Origin of the sequence: Mucilaginibacter calamicampi, assembly GCF_042676765.1 — a bacterium.
GTDB classification, from domain to species: Bacteria; Bacteroidota; Bacteroidia; order Sphingobacteriales; family Sphingobacteriaceae; genus Mucilaginibacter; species Mucilaginibacter calamicampi.
In genome coordinates, this window is sequence record NZ_JBHTHU010000005.1 from 211,333 (window position 1) to 230,234 (window position 18,902).

Consider the following 18,902-nt stretch of genomic DNA (forward strand, 5'->3'; position numbering starts at 1 on the left):
TTATAACCGGCATAATGTATGTATATTCATACAAGCATGACCTACGAAGAACAGGCACATATCCAATTACAATTTTGGCAGCATAAAATGCAGAAAAAGCCAACGCTTGGTGACCGCATTAGCAAAGGTTTGCAGGATAAGATCAATAAAATCATCCCCGAGAAATTGCATGCTGCTATTACCACCGTAATAGAGAAAATGATAAAGGGCGTTTTGTTTGGCGCACGGCATACTACCGGATCGCCTAAAGCTGATCTTTCTTTCCAGATGCGCGAGGTAAATGTTAAGAACAGAATTGAGTTTTATCAAAAAACAGCATCTGTAGAAGGCGCGGTAACCGGTGCGGGTGGCTTTTTGTTAGGCCTGGCAGATTTTCCTATTCTTATCGCCTTAAAAATGAAGCTGCTATTTGAAATAGCCGCGTTTTATGGTTTTGATGTGGATGATTACAAAGAACGCTTATACATCCTCTACATTTTCCAGCTGGCATTTAGCAGCCAGCAAAAGCGCAACGAGGTTTACAAGCTGATAGAAAACTGGAAGGAATATAGTGAAACACTTCCTGTTGATGTGCAGGAGTTTAACTGGCGTACCTTTCAACAGGAATACCGCGACTATATCGACCTGGCTAAAATGGCACAGCTACTACCGGTAATAGGAGCCGCGGTAGGAGCTGTGGTAAATTATAAGCTGATAGATCAGTTAGGTGATACTGCTATGAATTGCTATAGAATGCGGATGCAGTTAAAGCAACTCGGTTAATTAGCGCTTACCCCACTCAATCAGAATTAAAATTCCCTCAGTAGCGGATTATTGTGCCTTGCTTACCAATTTCTTCAACGCCATAATATATCCCACATGCATCCCTTCATGGTACGGTAAAAAAGCGTCGGCATCGTTAATGTTGTTAACATCAACACCTGCGCGCGTTGTCCATGCCGTATAATTATTGAACAGACCCGCATGCATGTCCAACTCATAGCGGTCTAATGATGTAGAAAACAACTCCACTATGCGTAGCACTTCTTCTTCGGTAATAAACCTTTCGGGCCGGGTACCCGGGGCGTATGTGTCAACAAACTCTGCGTCTACCACAGTATCAATACCTGCTCTGCGGTAACACACTATTTGCTGTGTAGCTATCAGGTGGGCCATATTCCAGGCTATGTTATTGTTAAAACCGGCTGGTATCTCGTTCAGTTGTGCTATGCTTAACTCTTTGGTAATGTTTGTCATTGCCAAACGTGCTTTTCTTATAAAGTCGTGACCTTTGTTCATGGTTGCGTAAAATATGGGCCTAATTTAAGGCTTAAACTTAATTTATCTACATTTGATGCGTTTTACTTTACCAGATGCAATTGTTTAGCGCACAGAAAAGCCATAGGTCTACCCAAATACTTGCCTGCTTTTTGATATGCTGGACCTTATTGAACATTGCACAGGCCTACACCCTCGAACTTCACGCCGACGAAGCCTACTACTGGATGTATTCGCGGTTTTTAGATTGGGGTTATTTTGACCACCCGCCAATGGTGGCACTATTCATCCGCATGGGCGATTCGCTGATGCATAATGAACTGGGTCTGCGGCTTATTACAATAATCACAAGCAGCTTGTCTGTTTATGTGCTCTGGCTTATCCTGAAAAAATACGCGGTGGATATTTTGCCATTTGTAATGGTAGCAGCCGGCATTTTTATCTTCAGCATTTATGGCTTTACCACCACGCCGGATGCGCCCTTGTATTTCTTCGCCATCCTGTTTTATTACGTTTATCAAAGATATATTGATAATGACGAATGGCCGCTGGCTATAGCATTGGGCGTACTGATAGCCTGTATGCTATATAGTAAATATCACGCGGTATTATTGGTGGCTTTTACGCTGGCATCAAATATTAAGCTATTAAGAAGGCCATCTTTTTACCTTATTGTAACGCTGTCAGTACTGTTATACGCGCCGCATATTTTATGGCAGGTGCAGCACGGTTACCCATCGCTTAATTACCATTTGTATGAGCGGGCGGCCAGCATCTATAATTCAGATAATACTTTCTCTTATATTCCCGGTCAGCTATTAATGGCCGGGCCGCTTATTGGCTGGTTTTTGTTTTACCAGGCCTTCAGCATTAAAATTAAAGATGCCTTTATACGCTGCCTGCTGGTAAACTGCATTGGTACGCTTATATTCTTTTTTATTACCACTTTCAGGGGCGAAGCACAACCCCATTGGACACTTATTGCCTTTGCACCGCTCGTTATGCTGGCGCTGATACGATTTAAACAAGTGGGACAAGTGCCGCGCTGGTTTTATCCTATAGCAACCATAAACATTATATTGATTGTAGCTATTAGGCTGTGCCTGATATTTGCTTTTCCGTTTGTAAAGCAATTGGGGCAGATAAAAAGCTATTACGGTTTTAGGGAATGGTCGGCCGTGGTAAAGCAAAAGGCGGGTGATGCTTATGTGGTGTTGACAGATGGTTTTCAAAATCCATCTAAATACAATTATTACACCAACAGCATGAAAGGTTTTTCGTATGATTCGCGCTATTACCATCGTACGCAGTTTGATATGTGGCCAATAGAAGAACTAATGCAGGGCAAGCGCGTGCTTTATCTGAATGACTATAAAAGCGTGCATACCACAGATTCAATTAAAAACCCGCACTGGACCTGGCATACAGAATGGATAGACGATTTCAGAACCTACCAAAAGGTAAAGATAGAAACAGAAATAAGTAGGATGACGGTTAAGCCGGGGCAGGAAATTAGTATCCCGCTAAAAATAACCAATCCTTACCTATACTCCATTAGCTTTAACAATGCCGGCCGTAAACAACAGGTTTTATTAGGTGCCTGTTATTTTATAGGCGACAGGCTTATGCACGCCCAAAAAAGCGACTCTTTATTTAGTAAAATTACTATAAAACCCGGCGGCAGCATACCTTATAAATTTGGCCTTACAATGCCCGTGCAAAAAGGCACTTACCAGTTGATTTTTTCAATTAAAACCACTCCCTTTGCGGGGAGTACTAATAGCCGCACGGTTAAACTAACAGTAGAATAACCCATTCGTTATTATGATCAGAAAAATACATCTTATACTCTTTATATTCATAATTACATCCACCACGGCACTTGCCCAAAGCTTAGATGTACACTTTAACGGTTTAGGGTTTTTAGATAACCGCGAGTATAAGGCGTTTATACCGCGCTCGCATACGTATTCCGGTACACGTATAGCTTTAGATTTTGGCTTGAACCTGGATAGCAATAACCATTTTATTGTGGGTGCCAATGCCCTGCATGAGTTTGGCGCGAAATCTTTTTTTGGCAAGGCAGATCCGGTTGCTTATTACAGCTACACAGGCAAAAACTGGCTGTTCAACGCGGGTATGTTTCCGCGCGAAGCCTTGTTGAGCAACTACCCGCGCGCTTTGCTGAATGACACATTGCGCTACTATCGCCCCAACGTGCAAGGCCTACTAACCCGCTATAGCAACGCGCATTTTACCGAAACGGCGTGGTTAGATTGGGTAAGCCGCCAAACCATTACAGACCGTGAGCAGTTTTTATTTGGTTTTGCCGGAAAGTATACGCCTGCAATTGGAGGAGCGTTTTATATTTCGCATTATTTTATGCTGATGCACGATGCCGGCGCTGAAGTACTGCTGCCTAATGATCATATTGCTGATAATGGTGGCGCGCAAATAAGGTTAGGGTTAGATTTGAGTCACAAAACCGTGTTCGATTCACTAACAGTTGAGGCAGGTGGCATGATGTCGCTGGAACGGGAGCGGGGTGTTGATGGCTTGCGTACGCCTAAGGGCTTTGTTGCAAGTGCCTATTTAAGCTATAAACGATTTGCCTTATATGATGAGTTTTATAGCGGCAAAGGCAGCAATGTTACTTATGGCGACTCTTATTATCAGAAACCAACTTACAATCGTTTAGATATAATTTATACGCCGTTTTTATTTAAAAATATTAAGGGGCAGTTTATATTCAGCTTTCATTTCTCGCCGGGCTATTATAACGATAACCAGCAGGCCTTCCGGGTTACTTATGATCTGGGTAGGAGGGTGTTGGCGCGGTTTAGGTAATGAGGGTATAACCAACGGAAATTGTCATTCTGAACGCAGTGAAGAATCTTATACGGAAACTGCTAAGCGCGTGGCTATGCAAGGTTTACAAGATTCTTCGCTATTGCTCAGAATGACAACTCATATTAAAGATGCTTATTACCCCTTGTCAATATCCCCGCTTCCTGATTTGCTTTTATTTATGCTTTTTGGATTACCTCTGTAGCGTATATCGCCGGAGCCGGATACTTTAGCATTCAGGCTCCCGGTAGCGTTTACTCTCGCATCGCCTGATCCTATCACCTCAACATAAGTGTTATTGGTTTGCAACTCAGCGGCAGTAAAATCACCGGAGCCTACCACTTTAACCTTCGCGTTTTCTGCACGGCCTGATAACCGTATGTCACCTGAGCCTGTTAAGCTGCAATCAACAGAAGTGGCAGTTATTTTGCCTGTTATATCGCCTGATCCGCTTAAAGAAATGCGCAGGTCAGCGCTCTTTATTCCCTCGTGAAAGAAAACATCGCCCGAACCTGAAAGCTGAATGCTGTTAATGTCTTTGGCGGTTATGTAAACGGCTACTTTTTCGCTGTTGAACAGGCTGGTCCAACTGGTATTGTTTTTTGTATATACGTTCAATACGCCATTCTTAACTTCGGTAACAATGTAAGATAGTATTTTGGCCGGTGCCTCAACTCTTACTGTATTGCTTGAGCCCTGTTTAATATAATAATCAAATGAACCTGACAGGCTGATGCCTTTAAAATCAGCTACCTTACGGTCTTCCGTGTCTATAATACGTGCAGGAGCAGGTTTAACGGCGGACGCAAATGCAGAACCGGTACCCACTAACAGCGCGGCAGCCAGCAAAAATTTAAAGTTTATTTTCATGATTTGTTGTTGGTTTTTTATTTGGACGTTTTTAAGCTTTAAATAGTTACAACATTTTTAAAATTGGCGCGATTTTACCGGTATATAAATATCTTCTTCCGAATCCGGTTGCTCATGCTTATACTTTTCGTCCATCAAAGCAAAGTGCGGCCTCTCGTCGATCTCGTATTCAGAGCCGGGCAACCATACACCAAAAATATACTGATAGGTTTGTGGTCCGGCACTGGCCGGGCCACGGTGCGTAAATACCGCGTATAACCCCGCCGGGATAGTTAAGCGTTCCATACCGTTTGGCTGGTCCGAGCCATCACTAACTTCAACTCCGGCCCATTTTTCAAACTCGTTAGTTGGTTTTATATCATCAAAAAAGCCAGTTGGGTATATTTCAATGGAATAAAGCGAAGCATCTGTTTGGTGTTTTATTTCTGTACGCCGGGGCATAAAGCTTTGCCATAAATGGCCGGTTTTGTTGTGGATGAACGACATGGTAACATGTGTTCCTACAATTGTTTTTGACGGTATGTTTTCAAATCGCGGTTGCATTGGTATTTAAAGTTTATGGTTAGTTATCCATCTTATTTACATATTTGCATTAAGAATGAACCGACCGAATTTACTTGTTATTTGTGGTAAAAATAAGCGCAGAAGCAGAACTGCCGAATTTATATTTAAAAACGATGCTCGCTTTAATATACGTTCTGCAGGCTTAAGCCCTAAAAGCGACAGGCGGCTAACAGAAACAGATCTGCTTTGGGCAGACCTTACCCTTGTTATGGAAACGGAGCACCGCGCCAGGCTAAAAGAGCTGTACAGCATTGCAGGCAAAAAGCCCATAGAGGTACTCTACATACCCGACGAATATGAATTTAAGGACGAAGAGCTGGTTGAAATGCTGCAAACCAAGATCAATAGCCTGCTTGGTCAATATTTCGGTATTTAACAGTGCCTATTTTGCAGCTGTAAGCAATCCGTTGGTGTCCATCCAGCCTTTGCACCAGTCAAACCAGTTTTCTTTGCTTTTGCGGTTGTTTATGCCGAAGCCATGGCCACCGGCAGGATAGATATGCATTTCAGAAGGTACCTTGTTTTTCACCAGGGCATCAAAAAACATCAGCGTGTTTTGTACAGGAACGGTTGTGTCGTCCTGGGCATGAATAATGAAAGTCATCGGCGTACTGGCGGTTACCTGTTTTTCGTTCGAATACAGATCAACCTTATCCTGGGTAGGCGTGGTGCCAATCAAATTTCTTTTTGAACCACCGTGCGTTAGCTCGCCAAAAGTTATAACCGGATATATTAATATCATAAAATCAGGGCGCAGGTTTACGCCTTTATTGTCAATTGCAGGCTTATCAAAATGTGTCCCCGCTGTTGAAGCCAGGTGCCCGCCGGCCGAGAAACCCATAATACCTATGCGGGCCGGGTTAAGGCCCCATTCAGCAGCGCGCGACCTTACCAGAACCATAGCAGCTTGCGCATCCTGCAGCGGGCCAATGGTTTTATCAACCATAATATCGTCGCTTGGTAAACGGTATTTTAATACAAAAGCTGTAACACCAATTTTGTTGAATTCCTTAGCGGCAGGGAAACCTTCGCCACGCATGGCCAGTCCGCTATACCCGCCGCCGGGGCAAATTATTACTGCCGTTCCGTTAGCGGTACCTTTTTCGGGGATGAATGGTATAAGCGTGGGTTCAATTACCTTTGATACGCTGCCGTTAACATCGCGTTCAACATAAGTATCCGGCCCTTTTTTTGAGTTAGGTACACCGTTAGTATACAATAGTATTGGTGTAGCGTCCTGCGCGTAGCTATTTGCAAAGCATAGCAGCAATGCGCCTGCTAATATGGATCTGATCTTCATTTTGCTGTGGTAATTGGTTATTACAAATATAAATAACCAACTATACAACCATTAAGCTTTGCTAATTATTAGTAACCACGTAGCGATTATTTTACGCCCTGCGCATTACCCTAACCAATTGCCTGTGCCTGCGGGCGGCATAATAATCACTGGTAACCAGCACAGCGTGTATAACACCCGGTACCCAGAAGCATATAGTTAGTATAATGCTCAGTATAAATGCGCCAATGCGTCCGGTTGTTAAAACCGCGAGTGGTGGGAAGACGATGCACAAAAAGTAACGCATAGTATTTAATTTTAGTTTAGATGAAAGTAACGCGCTGATGTTACACTTGAAATAGCATTATAATGGGCTATATTCAACTTTTTTCCCCAACTTTGGCTCCGAACTACCTATCATATTTATGGGACTAAATTTCATTAAGAGAATAAGACAGATCCGGGATATCCTAAACACAGCTATCGCGCAAAAAAATATAGACAGAGGCTTTCAGGTTGCACAGTTCCTGGAAGAGAACTTGCATAACAATCCAAAGTACGCCAATAATAAGCGCCTGAATAAAAGTGAATACCAGGTGTTTTCGCAAAATGGCGAGGACGGTATAATACAAGAGATATTTAACCGTATTGGCACCACCAATAAGTATTTTGTTGAGTTTGGCGTAACCGACGGGCTGGAAAGTAATACCTTAAACCTGCTTTATAAGCAATGGCAGGGTTTATGGATAGAAGGAAACCCCGAGGATACGAAGAAGATAAACGCCATGTTTACTGATTTTATAGGTGGCAGAAAACTAACCGTAAAAAATAATTTTATCACCGCAGAAAACATCGAATCCTTATTTAAGGAGGCAAATGTTCCTGCGGAATTGGATCTGCTATCTATCGACATTGATTATAACACGTATTATGTTTGGGAGGCTATAACCAATTACCGGCCGCGGGTGGTGGCTATAGAGTATAACTCAAACTTTAGGCCTGATACTCACTTTGTTGTTAAGTATGATGCAAAACGCATGTGGGATGGTTCAAGCTATTTTGGGGCATCGTTATTGGCTTTAGAGCAATTAGGCAAAAGCAAAGGCTACAACCTGGTAGGTTGCGTTTTTACAGGCACCAATGCTTTCTTTGTCAGAGAAGACCTTACTGCTGATCTTTTTGAAAGCCCGTATACTGCGGAGCATCATTATGAGCCTAACCGCGATTTTCTTTATTACAGAAACGGGGGCAGAAGAAACCATATACCCGCCTAACTCAGGTATAACAATAAAGCATTATATCATGCTGTTCCGCTTGATCAGGTAGGATCTTAGGATATCATAGTATCCGTCCTGAATAGAAGCATCAATAATGTCTATGTGGTATTGCGCGCATTTTAGTTCCAGTTCGCGGCGATAATGTTGTAACGAAGTTTGATATGCCTGGCGGATCTTGCCGGGATGAACCTTTATTTCTTCGCCGCTTTCCATATCAATAAAATGATGCGGGCGGTTATCAAAATTAAAGTCCATTTCTTTTTGCTTGTCATTCACATTAAATATAACTACCTCGTGCTTGTTATATTTTAAATGCTGTATAGCCGCAAAAAGCGCCTGTAACTTGGTGTTATCCATATTATTCTCCAGCATATCGCTAAAAATAATAACAAGCGAGCGTTGATGAACCTGCTCTGCAACATGATGCAGCACCTCGGCAATGTTGGTGGAGGTGCTTGTTTTAGGCTCGCGATATAATTTTTCTAATTGCGCGTACAGATAGAACAGATGCGTTGATGCCGACTTAACATGGCTCAAACTGTCTATTTTATCAGAAAAAGTGCATAGCCCGAAAGCATCCCGCTGTTTTTTAAACAGGTACATTAATGACGCAATGGCATATATAGAAAATTGCAGCTTATTTAATCCCTGCTCCGGGAAATTCATTGACGATGATGAATCAAGCAGGAGGTAACATCTAAGGTTAGTTTCTTCTTCAAATTGCTTAACAAACAGCTTGTCGGTTTTGGCAAAAAGCTTCCAGTCTATGTTTTTTACCGACTCGCCATTGTTATAAAGGCGGTGTTCTGCAAACTCTACCGAAAAGCCATGAAAAGGGCTTTGATGCAGGCCGGTAATGAAGCCTTCAACTACTTGCCTTGCCAATAATTCAAGGTTGGCTAATTGCCTTACCTGCTGATCTTCGTTAAGTTGCGACATATAAAAACTAAAATAAAACAAAAAAAGCGTTACAATTCAATTGTAACGCTTTTTAAACGAATATTTTATTGACGATTATGCCAGTTGTTTATCCAACTTGCCGGCTAAAACCGATTTTGGAACAGCACCTATTTGTTTATCCACTATCTCGCCGTTTTTAAAGTATAGCAAAGCAGGGATATTGCGGATGCCGTATTTTACAGAAATACCCGGATTATGGTCAACATTCACTTTTCCTACAACCGCCTTATCGGCATAATCTTTTGATATTTCTTCTACCACCGGGCCAACCATTCTACACGGACCACACCACTCTGCCCAAAAGTCAACTAATACGGGTTTATCTGATTTAAGCACAAGCTCCTCAAAGTTTGCGTCAGTTATTTCTAAAGCCATGATATTTAAATTTTATTGTTAAACAAATATGAGTATTCAAATTGCTTGCCACAAGTGGTGGCCTGACAATCTGACAAAGAAATTACCAACAGGCTTAGAGTTATCAACTGTATGAATTCTTTTTACTTTGGATCTACGTAAGTACTTAATTTTTTATTGCTTATCAGCAGGTTACGCTTTTTTTGGCATTTGGCGCAAAAAAAGGTTTTTATAGGTAAAAAAGAAAGTAGAAGAGCCCACCACGGTCTTGATGTCCTGAAGTGATAAGGAGCTTTGCATTTTGGACAGCGTAAATAAGGTTTGCCGGTGTTTGAACCCACAGTAGAAATATTAAAAGGTTTAATTGTATAACAGCGTTGAGCAGTGTTATACAAGGTTATATAATTTAATACAAATACGAAAATAAATTTGTTGGGGTTTGCTGTTAAGCGAAAATATAAATGTGTTAGTTTATGTTATCTGACTATTAGTTAATTGGGGCAATTAGTTTAATATAGCGGGGCTATTGGTTAACTGCATTATATCAGCCATCAAATCATCGCTGGGGTTAACTTTAAAGGTTTTTGAGCCCATATCAACAAGTAAAGCGTCGTCCCTGTCTTTTATAACGAACCTAAGGCTGCAGTTTTTTACCGGGTATTTCTCGTTATTGATGTTTACAATATTTTGTATCTCATTCATCAACTGCGCGCTTATACTATTCAGGTCCAGGGCCACAGTTACAGACTTAGTCAGTTTATCGCGCATTTCTGATAGCAGGCTCATGGTGGTTATACGCAGGTCCCAGTTATCTTTTTGCCTGAATTTTTCTTCAATGTTGCCTTTAATGTGCAGAAAATACCCGTTAACCATCAGGTTTTTGAATTTTACGTAGTCCTCGCCAAACAGAGCAAACTCGTACGATTCATTATAATCTTCCAGCACAAAGGTTCCAAATGGCTTGCCCGTTTTGGTCATTTTATGCTGTACATTACCTACTAAGCCCCCAATGCAAACCTCGCCGCGTTTTCTGAGTTGAGCAAATGCAGCCATTACATCGTCGCCACCCTCTCCTGACCGGGCTTTTTGCATGTTTTTAAGATCGGCTATTTTACTGTTGCAGTACTTTTCCATCTCCAGCTTGTAATTATCAAGCGGGTGGCCGGTTAGATATATACCAATAACTTCCTTTTCATATTTAAGCTTTTCTATCAGGGCCCATTCTTCCGCTTCAGGCATTGCAGGCTCCGGAACGTAGGATGCTATTGAGCCGCCAAATAAAGATGACTGCGAACTGCTTTGCGTATTCTGATAATCATTAGCAAATTTTATCAGGCGCTCAACACCGGTAAGTAAACCATTTTCCGTCTTGGCAAAAAACTGCGCCCTGTTTAACCCAAAGGCATCAAACGCGCCGCCATATACCAGGTTTTCGTATGATTTACGGTTAACGCTGCGGGTGTTAGATCGTTTAGCAAAATCATATACCGAAAGGTATGGGCCACGCTCTTTACGCTCCTCAATAATGCTCTCAACCGCTTTATCTCCCACGCCTTTAACGCCGGTTAAACCAAACCTTACCTGTCCTTTTTTATTTACCGCGAATGAGAGATCAGACTCATTAATATCCGGGCCTAAAACTTCAACCCCCATGCGGCGGCATTCCTCCATAAAGAAGGTAATTTTTTCTATGTTGTTCTGGTTGTTTAAAACCGCGGCCATATATTCAGACGGATAATGCGCCTTTAAATAAGCCGTTTGATACGCCACAAAGGCATAACAGGTAGAGTGCGATTTGTTGAAGGCATATTGCGCAAATGCTTTCCAGTCGGTCCATATTTTGGTAAGCTTATCTTTGGCATGCCCTTTAGCTATGGCGCCATCCATAAACTGCGACTCCATTTTGTTAAGCACCTCTATCTGCTTTTTACCCATCGCTTTACGCAATACGTCGGCATCGCCTTTACTAAAGCCGGCCAGTTTTTGCGATAAAAGCATCACCTGCTCCTGATACACAGTAATACCATAGGTTTCGCCCAGGTATTCCTCCATGTCGGCCAGGTCAAAAGTGATAGGCTCGCGCCCGTGCTTACGGCTGATAAAGTTGGGGATATATTCAATTGGCCCCGGGCGATACAGGGCATTCATGGCAATCAGGTCCTCAAACTTATCGGGTTTCAGGTCGCGCAGGTACATTTGCATACCGTCACTTTCAAACTGAAACGTGCCATTGGTATCGCCGCGCTGGTAAAGCTCAAAAGTTTTCTGGTCATCCAGCGGGATGTAATCTATATCTATTTCAACACCGTGGTTTTGCTTGATAAGGCGTAGCGCATCCTTTAAAATAGTAAGCGTTTTAAGGCCCAAAAAGTCCATCTTAATAACGCCTGCATCTTCAATAACACGCCCGTCATACTGTGTAACCAACAGGTCCGAGTCTTTCGCCGTAGCTACCGGAACAATATCGGTCAGATCATACGGCGCGATAATGATACCCGCGGCATGCACACCTGTGTTACGCACAGAACCCTCCAGCTTTTCAGCCTCGCGCAGTACAATACCTTTCAGGTCGGGTGATTTATATATGTCCTGTAGCTCAGCAACCTGTTCAATAGCTGTTTTAAGGTTGATGCCTAAAGTTTCAGGCACCAGTTTTTTAAGCGCCGTTACGTCAGACAGGGGCATATCCAGCACGCGGCCCACATCCTGTATGCTGGTACGCGCGGCCATAGAGCCGTAAGTGATGATCTGAGCTACCTGGTTTTTGCCATATTTGTCAACAACGTAATCAATTACTTTTTGCCTGCCCGCATCATCAAAATCCGTATCAATATCGGGCATTGATTTACGGTCGGGATTCAGGAATCTTTCAAACAGCAGGTTGTATTTTATCGGGTCGATATTGGTAATGCCGATGCAATAAGCCACAACTGAACCCGCCGCCGAACCACGCCCCGGACCGATAAATACCCCCATATCGCGCCCTGCTTTAATAAAGTCGGCTACAATTAAAAAGTAACCGGCAAAGCCCATGGTGCGCACCGTAAAGAGCTCAAAGTTGATACGTTCTTCAATCTCGGCTGTAAGGTCGTGATAGCGTTCTGCAGCACCCTTAAATGTGAGGTGTTTTAAGTACTCCCATTGGTTAAGCGTATCCGAATCTGGTGTGCTTTCGCTGTGTATTTTAAATTCATTGGGGATAACAAAGTTGGGCAGCAGTATATCGCGTTTTAGCTTCAATACCTCAACTTTGTCAACTATTTCGTTTGTATTATCTAAGGATTCGGGTAGGTCATGAAACAGCTTGCCCATTTCATCCTGCGTTTTAAAATAAAACTGGTCATTAGGAAAACCAAAACGATAGCCTTTACCACCTTCTTCATCGGTAGCAATAGGCGTGCTTTGCATATCACCTGTGTTTACGCAAAGCAAAATATCATGCGCGTTAGAGTCCTGCTGATCCACGTAATGTGAGTCATTAGAGCAGATAACCTTTACGTTATATTTTTTAGCGAATTTTAGCAGTTGCTGATTGATGATCTCTTGCTCAGGGATCTCGTGTCGTTGCAGTTCTATGTAATAATCCTCACCAAAAAGGTCAAGCCACCATTTAAATTCCGCTTCTGCCTCTTCCGGCGTTCCTTTTAAAATAGTTTGCGGCACCGATGCACCTATACAGCAGGTAGTGGCAATAAGGCCTTTATGATGTTTTAAAATAAGCTCTTTATCTATACGCGGCCATTTGCTGTAAAGACCTTCCATATAGCCCAATGAGCATAGTTTAACCAGGTTTTTATACCCTTCGGGATTTTTTGCCAGGAAAAGCTGATGGCGGCGTACATCTTTTTTCTCTTTGGTAAACTGCTTTTTATGGCGGTCCTCCACTACATAAAACTCGCAGCCCACAATGGGTTTAACATTGTGTTTGCCTGCCTCGGCCACAAATTTAAACACACCAAACATGTTACCGTGGTCGGTAATGGCCAGCGCCTTCATTCCATCCGCAGCTGCTTTTTTATACAGCTTTGATATATCGGCAGCGCCGTCTAATAACGAAAACTGGGTGTGTACGTGTAAATGTGAAAACTCTGGCATAAAATGTCTCGCTGTATCTCCGTCGCTCTAATCGGTAGGATACAAATTTATCAAAAAAGTAATGGGAGAGTAGAGGTGTTGAAAAATAGGCTATTGTTTAAGCTGTCTGAACCATGATTTATAGGATAAATGATTTTAGGATTTTTGGCGCGATTCTTACAATCCTAAAATCTTACAAATCTTCTGTACCGCTTAATACTTTGCCCCAAACAACTGCCCAATGCGGCACACATTGCCTATTACCGTGGCGGCTGCGTAATCTATGGCGCCTTTTAGTTTGTTGTGGAAGGCTTTGTAAACGTATACGTCGCGTTTCCAGGCGTGGTAGTTGGTTTCGTTAACCTGATTAATGATGGTTGACATGTTTTGTTGGTAAGCCACCGTTGTATGCCACATGCCGCCCGGGATGTACAGCACTTCGCCGGCTTTTAACTTGCCTTTTATCGGCGTGGCTTTTTTAAAATTGGGGTATTTGTCGTAATCAGGGTTGGTAAAAACGATGGGTGAGCGCGACTCCAGCAGACCGCCCTTGCGGGGATACATGAGTGGCTCTTCATCCCATGGGAAACAGATCACTTCCTTTTCGCCATAAAGCTGTATAAGCCAGGCGTGTACATCATAAGTGTCTTTGTGCATCTCGTAACTGTTGCCGGCACCGCCAATGTGCAGATCCATATCGCCATTGCCCAGTTTGTTTTTGAGCAGTTTACTTTTTAGCCAGTTAGGGCGAATAAAATTCAGATCAAGCGGCTGCATGTGCGGCACCATCTCGGGCAGGGTTGATTTTACCATAAATTTTACCGGGTATGGCGCAGGGTTATCAAAGGTGGCTTTTTCTGTCAGATCAAGCAATTCGGCAACGGTGTACTTGTGCGTTGGGTGATTACCGGTGCGGTCGCCAAAGTTTTTTCGCAGATATTCCGGGGTAAAAATTTGGGGGTCAGCCCAGGCGTCGGTAATATTTGCCAGTATTACCGGCAGGCCTTTTTTTTGGTACTGGTCAACAAACTCTTTGTAGGTGATGTCCGCTCTCCTGTCAATGCTGGTGAACTTCGATTTTTTCTGCATTTTTTAAGAAACTATGGTTGGTGTTTACTGCGTGATAATTGTTGATACCCTCCCGGTGGTTGTGTTTCAAGAGGATGGCGCTACAACAAGTATACAAATTTTCTTCAGATTTTAAAGCGACCCTTATCATCCTAAAATTCTCCTCATCTTAGGCCAGACAACTACTTATACCTCACCTTATAAGCCAATATAATGCCCGCCAATATAAGTGTGATGGTATTCGCTATAATTACAGGATAACTGATTATCATTATCCCGTAAATAAGCCAAAGTACTGTTCCACCCGTAAATACACAATACATACTTAATGATATGGCTGATGTATCGCGGGTACGGATAGTTTTAATGGCCTGGGGTAAAAAGGAAATAGAGGTGCATAAGGCTGCTACCAGGCCTATAATATCAATGTAATTCACACCAATTAATTGCTTTGTTTAGCTAAAACGCTGTTTTTGTAGCTGTAGGAAAAATAGATAACCAGGCCGATGATGAGCCATACCAAAAAGCGTATCCAGCTTTCGTATTCTAAAGCGGCCATCAAGTAAAAACAGCTTAACAGGCCCAACACAGGTACAAGCGAAAGATTTTTTATAAATGAGGCCACCGTTAACGCTGCAGCCAATATCACAAAGAGAAAATACGGGAAGTTTTTATGTATATCGTCGCCAGAGAAAAGGCTCATAAACTGTTTGTTAAAAACAAGCACCCCTGCTATGAACAGTGCGGGCATTATAAATTTAGAATTAATGTAAGGCATCTTAAACCTACCTTTAACACCTGCCTCTTTGGGTAGCAATAAAACACCGCCGCAAACCAGCACAAAGGCAAACAGCGTGCCTATACTGGTAAGGTTAGTTACTTCGGTCAAATTCATGAAAAGAGCCGGAACGGCTACCACAAAACCCGTAACAATGGTTGAAAATGAAGGCGTATGATATTTAGGATGGATACGCGAAAAGGCCTTAGGCAACAAACCATCGCGGCTCATGCTCATCCATATACGGGGTTGCCCCAACTGGAATATCAGCAGTACGCTGGCGGTAGCAATAACCGCGCTGATTGATATTACATAGCTTATTTTGTTTAAGCCAACACGGCCAAATACAAAGGCCAGCGGATCTGCAACTTGTAACTCTTTAAAATTAACCATGCCGGTTAGTACCAGCGCAACTAACACATACAATACCGTACAAATTACAAGCGAATAGACCATGCCGCGCGGCAGATCTCTGCGCGGGTTTTCGCATTCTTCTGCCGTTGTTGATATGGCGTCGAAACCTATGTAGGCAAAAAACACACCTGATACGCCCTTCATAACACCGCTAAAACCATTAGGTAGAAAAGGGTGCCAGTTAGCGGGAGTAACGTAAAAAAAGCCAATGATAATTACTGCAATAACAACCGCTATCTTTAAAAAAACCATAGCGTTGGTGGCTTTCTTGGTCTCGCGAATGCCAATATAAACCAGGTAAGTTATAGCAACCACAATTAACAAAGCAGGTATGTTGGCTATCAGCTTAAAACTACCCGAGCCCGGGGCAGTTGCCCATGCCTCTGCGGCTTGTTTAAGATCAGCAGTGATCTGCGTTAACTGGCCGCTGGCTGTAAGCTGCTGCACCTGTTCGTGCGCCTTAAATGCCGATAGGTAATCCATTGTCAGATAAACCGGCATGTGGATGTTAAATCCTTCCAGCAGATTTACAAAATAGCCGCTCCATGATATAGCTACAGCAATGTTGCCTATGGCGTATTCCATTAGCAGGTCCCAGCCTATTATCCAGGCAATCAACTCGCCAAATGAAGCATAGGCATAAGTATAAGCGCTCCCCGCTACCGGTATGCGCGATGCAAATTCGGCATAACATAAGGCGGAAAAACCGCAGGTAACGGCTGTTAAAATAAAAAGGATGCTTACACCGGGGCCACCGTAAAATGAAGCTTCGCCAATGGTTGAGAATATACCTGCACCTACTACGGCGGCTATACCCATCAGGGTAAGGTCTTTAACTCGTAATTCTTTTTTTAGATGTACGCCGGAGTGTTCGGCATCGCTGAAGCCGCTGGCAACGTCGGCTAAAATTTTATCAATAGATTTTTTGCGAAATAAGCTATTCGGCATTTTCAGTACAAATTCAGTCAATGGATACCAAACATAACGATTTTTTTGCTGAGTATAAGTATATGCTTTACTTTGCAGCATGAAACAAATTTTATATCAGTTAAGGTGGTTTTTTATTCCTTATCTGATAGTGCTGGCCGCTTGCCTCATCATTAAGTTAACCTACACCCGCGAGGAGATCTACTACGCCGTAAACGCCATGTACAGCACATGGGCAGATGCAGCCGCGCCCTACATAACCAACATAGGTAGCGGTTGGACGGTGGTAGTTATAACTTTGCTGCTGCTGCTTTTTAGCTACCGTAACGCCTTTTTATTTGCTACCGCCAATATGGTAACCGCGTTAGTTGCGCAGGCATTAAAACACTATTTTGATGCGCCAAGGCCACAGCTTTATTTTAAAGACAGCCTTGATAAGATACACTTTGTATTAGGCACTGAGCAGCTTACCCTGCACAGTTTCCCTTCGGGCCATACGGTAAGCGCATTTGCGTCTGCTATAGTAATTACTTACATCTGCCGTAACAAGTTATGGGGATGGCCGCTGTTTTTGCTGGCTTGCTTGGTTGGTTATTCGCGTATGTATCTAAGTCAGCATTTTTTTGAGGATGTTACTGCAGGCTCTGTTATTGGCGTAGTGGTAACGGCAATTTGGCTTTACTGGGCTGAGGGCCGGCAGTTCCTGAAATCAGAAAAATGGAATAGCGGTTTAAGTAAAATTGGCCGTAAATAAAAAGGATTTAAGAATTGCAAAACACGTAGTTCTGCAATCCTTAAATCCTTTAAAATCTTAGTTTAGACAATTAGGCTAGAGCAGCCCTGCGTTTGTTGATCAAAACTACCACCAACGCAATTACTAAAAGCGATCCGCCACCAATCAACCCAAATTTGACAACCGGAGACATACCTTTTTCGTTTGAAAGGTATTGATCGCCGCGGTTAAGTGCGGGCGATAATTTGATAGACGACAAGAAAGTTTTCAATTCTCCGCCAATTACGCCGGCACGCATGCCGGGATAGGCATACTCAAAAAAGTAACTCGCGCTGGTTGTATACAATAACACAAAGTTTTTAAACTGGGTGCTGCTGTCGTCGGCATCATATTGTAAGGTAAATGCTTTGGCTTTTAACGCGCCTACAGTGGTATCGCGTACGTTTTGGGCGCTGGCGTTTTTATATTGCTGCTTAAAGTTGTCAACATAGTTATCCATTACCTTGTTCAGGTCCTTTTCCTTTTTCAGCGGCTGATTTGTCTTGTCGACTGCTTTTACAACCACCATATAACCATAGTCGCTGTTGGCAGAAAATACTTGCTGATTAAGCGTATCCGTCTTACTATATTCTGCCGGCAACGACACTGTTACCAAACTATCTATTTCTACAGGTTTTAAGTCCTGGCCAAACCCCGCCGCTGTAATCAGTGACAGGAAGGCACCTAATACTATCTTTTTCATACAGACAGTATTCCCAAAACCGTACCAGAAATTTGCTACCCGTGTAAATTTGATGTTAGATGTTTATATTGCCAAAGCGAATTTGGTTTAATAGCTATCCTCCTAAATAAAAGCTTTATCTAATGAAATTTTGTTCCTATCTTATTTTTGTGACAGTCTTGATATTCATAATTTCATGCAATGCAAAGGATAAAAAATCAGGCAGATACAGATCAAAAGGCTTTGCAACAAATGCAATAGCCACTAGTGCGGAAACTCCTCAGGGAGTAGCGTTAAAGTTTTACAAATGGTATATAAAGGAAATGTATCCGGACAGCTCAATTGATAAGCCACAGCTATTAATTAATGCTGATTCTATTTATCGGTTAGATACGACTTATCAATTCGCTCGCTTAAGAAAAACAGATTTTTTTTCAGAAGATTTCTTTAAAATACAAACACGTAATTATCAATCCTGTGATTTATGGTTAAAAAACACGCGTATAAAGGAAATCGAAAGCTATCAATCGGCACCTAATAATATTTGCGATTTTTTTTCCAACTACTCTTGGGTAGGTGGGCAAGGTGAAAATGTTACCGACGCACGGATCGCGTCGCATAGTATCAAAGACAACAAAGCAATTATTAAAATGGAGATACTGATAGACGGAGTATCATATAGCCATCCAAAAGTAGTTGAATATAAAGAAAATGGCTTATGGAAAATTGCAAGGATTGATTTAGAGTGGTAAGTAACGAAATAATGAGACAACTCACTA

Annotated in this window: 19 protein-coding genes; 7 read left to right on the top strand and 12 right to left on the bottom strand. The window is 42.5% G+C overall.

Translation table 11 applies throughout. From position 1 onward, the window contains the following. Nucleotides 1-36 precede the first annotated feature (36 nt). Nucleotides 37-762, top strand: coding sequence for an EcsC family protein (locus ACFQZS_RS06570; RefSeq protein WP_377098468.1), 726 nt, complete (start codon nt 37-39; stop codon nt 760-762). Nucleotides 763-810: 48 nt separating this feature from the next. Here ACFQZS_RS06570 and ACFQZS_RS06575 read toward each other — a convergent pair whose 3' ends face one another. After that, entirely contained in the window at nt 811-1,278 is a 468-nt protein-coding gene (locus tag ACFQZS_RS06575; RefSeq protein WP_377098470.1) for a DinB family protein, read from the bottom strand. A gap of 74 nt (nt 1,279-1,352) precedes the next feature. Between ACFQZS_RS06575 and ACFQZS_RS06580 the strand changes: the two genes are divergently transcribed. Continuing rightward, entirely contained in the window at nt 1,353-3,068 is a 1,716-nt protein-coding gene (locus tag ACFQZS_RS06580; protein WP_377098472.1) for an ArnT family glycosyltransferase, read from the top strand. A gap of 13 nt (nt 3,069-3,081) precedes the next feature. Next, on the top strand, nt 3,082-4,104 hold the full coding sequence (locus ACFQZS_RS06585; protein WP_377098474.1) for a hypothetical protein: 1,023 nt from the start codon (nt 3,082-3,084) through the stop codon (nt 4,102-4,104). A gap of 138 nt (nt 4,105-4,242) precedes the next feature. On the opposite strand, the gene ACFQZS_RS06590 is transcribed toward ACFQZS_RS06585, so the two are convergent. Continuing rightward, on the bottom strand, nt 4,243-4,974 hold the full coding sequence (locus tag ACFQZS_RS06590) for a head GIN domain-containing protein (RefSeq protein WP_377098476.1): 732 nt from the start codon (nt 4,972-4,974) through the stop codon (nt 4,243-4,245). A gap of 57 nt (nt 4,975-5,031) precedes the next feature. Further along, entirely contained in the window at nt 5,032-5,517 is a 486-nt protein-coding gene (locus tag ACFQZS_RS06595) for a GyrI-like domain-containing protein (RefSeq protein ID WP_377098478.1), read from the bottom strand. Between the two features lie 55 nt (nt 5,518-5,572). On the opposite strand from ACFQZS_RS06595, the gene ACFQZS_RS06600 reads away from it, so the two are divergent. Further along, the gene (locus ACFQZS_RS06600) at nt 5,573-5,914 is read left to right on the top strand and encodes a protein tyrosine phosphatase (protein WP_377098480.1); all 342 of its coding nucleotides are present in this window, start codon (nt 5,573-5,575) and stop codon (nt 5,912-5,914) included. Between the two features lie 6 nt (nt 5,915-5,920). Here the strand turns inward: ACFQZS_RS06600 and ACFQZS_RS06605 are convergent, their stop codons facing one another. Further along, entirely contained in the window at nt 5,921-6,838 is a 918-nt protein-coding gene (locus tag ACFQZS_RS06605; RefSeq protein ID WP_377098482.1) for an alpha/beta hydrolase, read from the bottom strand. Between the two features lie 91 nt (nt 6,839-6,929). Further along, the gene (locus tag ACFQZS_RS06610; RefSeq protein WP_377098484.1) at nt 6,930-7,124 is read right to left on the bottom strand and encodes a YqaE/Pmp3 family membrane protein; all 195 of its coding nucleotides are present in this window, start codon (nt 7,122-7,124) and stop codon (nt 6,930-6,932) included. A gap of 118 nt (nt 7,125-7,242) precedes the next feature. Here ACFQZS_RS06610 and ACFQZS_RS06615 point away from each other — a divergent pair, with 118 nt between their 5' ends. Further along, a complete protein-coding gene (locus tag ACFQZS_RS06615) occupies nt 7,243-8,091 on the top strand; it encodes a hypothetical protein (protein WP_377098486.1) in 849 nt (282 codons plus the stop codon). A 21-nt stretch (nt 8,092-8,112) separates the two neighbouring features. Here ACFQZS_RS06615 and ACFQZS_RS06620 read toward each other — a convergent pair whose 3' ends face one another. From ACFQZS_RS06620 to ACFQZS_RS06645, 6 genes are all read right to left on the bottom strand, one after another. Further along, nucleotides 8,113-9,033 carry a DUF58 domain-containing protein gene (locus tag ACFQZS_RS06620; protein WP_377098488.1) on the bottom strand — a complete coding sequence of 307 codons (921 nt, stop codon included), beginning with the start codon at nt 9,031-9,033 and terminating at the stop codon, nt 8,113-8,115. 75 nt (nt 9,034-9,108) lie between these two features. Then, nucleotides 9,109-9,429, bottom strand: coding sequence for a thioredoxin (trxA, locus tag ACFQZS_RS06625; RefSeq protein WP_100342052.1), 321 nt, complete (start codon nt 9,427-9,429; stop codon nt 9,109-9,111). A gap of 483 nt (nt 9,430-9,912) precedes the next feature. After that, nucleotides 9,913-13,503 carry a DNA polymerase III subunit alpha gene (gene dnaE / locus ACFQZS_RS06630; RefSeq protein ID WP_377098490.1) on the bottom strand — a complete coding sequence of 1,197 codons (3,591 nt, stop codon included), beginning with the start codon at nt 13,501-13,503 and terminating at the stop codon, nt 9,913-9,915. 192 nt (nt 13,504-13,695) lie between these two features. Beyond that, on the bottom strand, nt 13,696-14,571 hold the full coding sequence (locus ACFQZS_RS06635; protein WP_377098492.1) for a cupin-like domain-containing protein: 876 nt from the start codon (nt 14,569-14,571) through the stop codon (nt 13,696-13,698). A 161-nt stretch (nt 14,572-14,732) separates the two neighbouring features. Beyond that, complete coding sequence (locus ACFQZS_RS06640; protein ID WP_377098494.1) at nt 14,733-14,987, bottom strand: SemiSWEET transporter; 255 nt, start codon at nt 14,985-14,987, stop codon at nt 14,733-14,735. A gap of 5 nt (nt 14,988-14,992) precedes the next feature. Next, nucleotides 14,993-16,690: an amino acid permease gene (locus ACFQZS_RS06645; protein WP_377098496.1), complete on the bottom strand. Its 1,698-nt coding sequence runs from the start codon at nt 16,688-16,690 to the stop codon at nt 14,993-14,995. 79 nt (nt 16,691-16,769) lie between these two features. On the opposite strand from ACFQZS_RS06645, the gene ACFQZS_RS06650 reads away from it, so the two are divergent. After that, nucleotides 16,770-17,423, top strand: a complete 654-nt coding sequence (locus ACFQZS_RS06650) for a phosphatase PAP2 family protein (RefSeq protein WP_377098498.1) — start codon at nt 16,770-16,772, stop codon at nt 17,421-17,423. A 70-nt stretch (nt 17,424-17,493) separates the two neighbouring features. On the opposite strand, the gene ACFQZS_RS06655 is transcribed toward ACFQZS_RS06650, so the two are convergent. Beyond that, complete coding sequence (locus ACFQZS_RS06655; protein ID WP_377098500.1) at nt 17,494-18,144, bottom strand: hypothetical protein; 651 nt, start codon at nt 18,142-18,144, stop codon at nt 17,494-17,496. Between the two features lie 122 nt (nt 18,145-18,266). Here ACFQZS_RS06655 and ACFQZS_RS06660 point away from each other — a divergent pair, with 122 nt between their 5' ends. Then, a complete protein-coding gene (locus tag ACFQZS_RS06660) occupies nt 18,267-18,875 on the top strand; it encodes a hypothetical protein (protein WP_377098502.1) in 609 nt (202 codons plus the stop codon). Nucleotides 18,876-18,902: the final 27 nt, after the last annotated feature.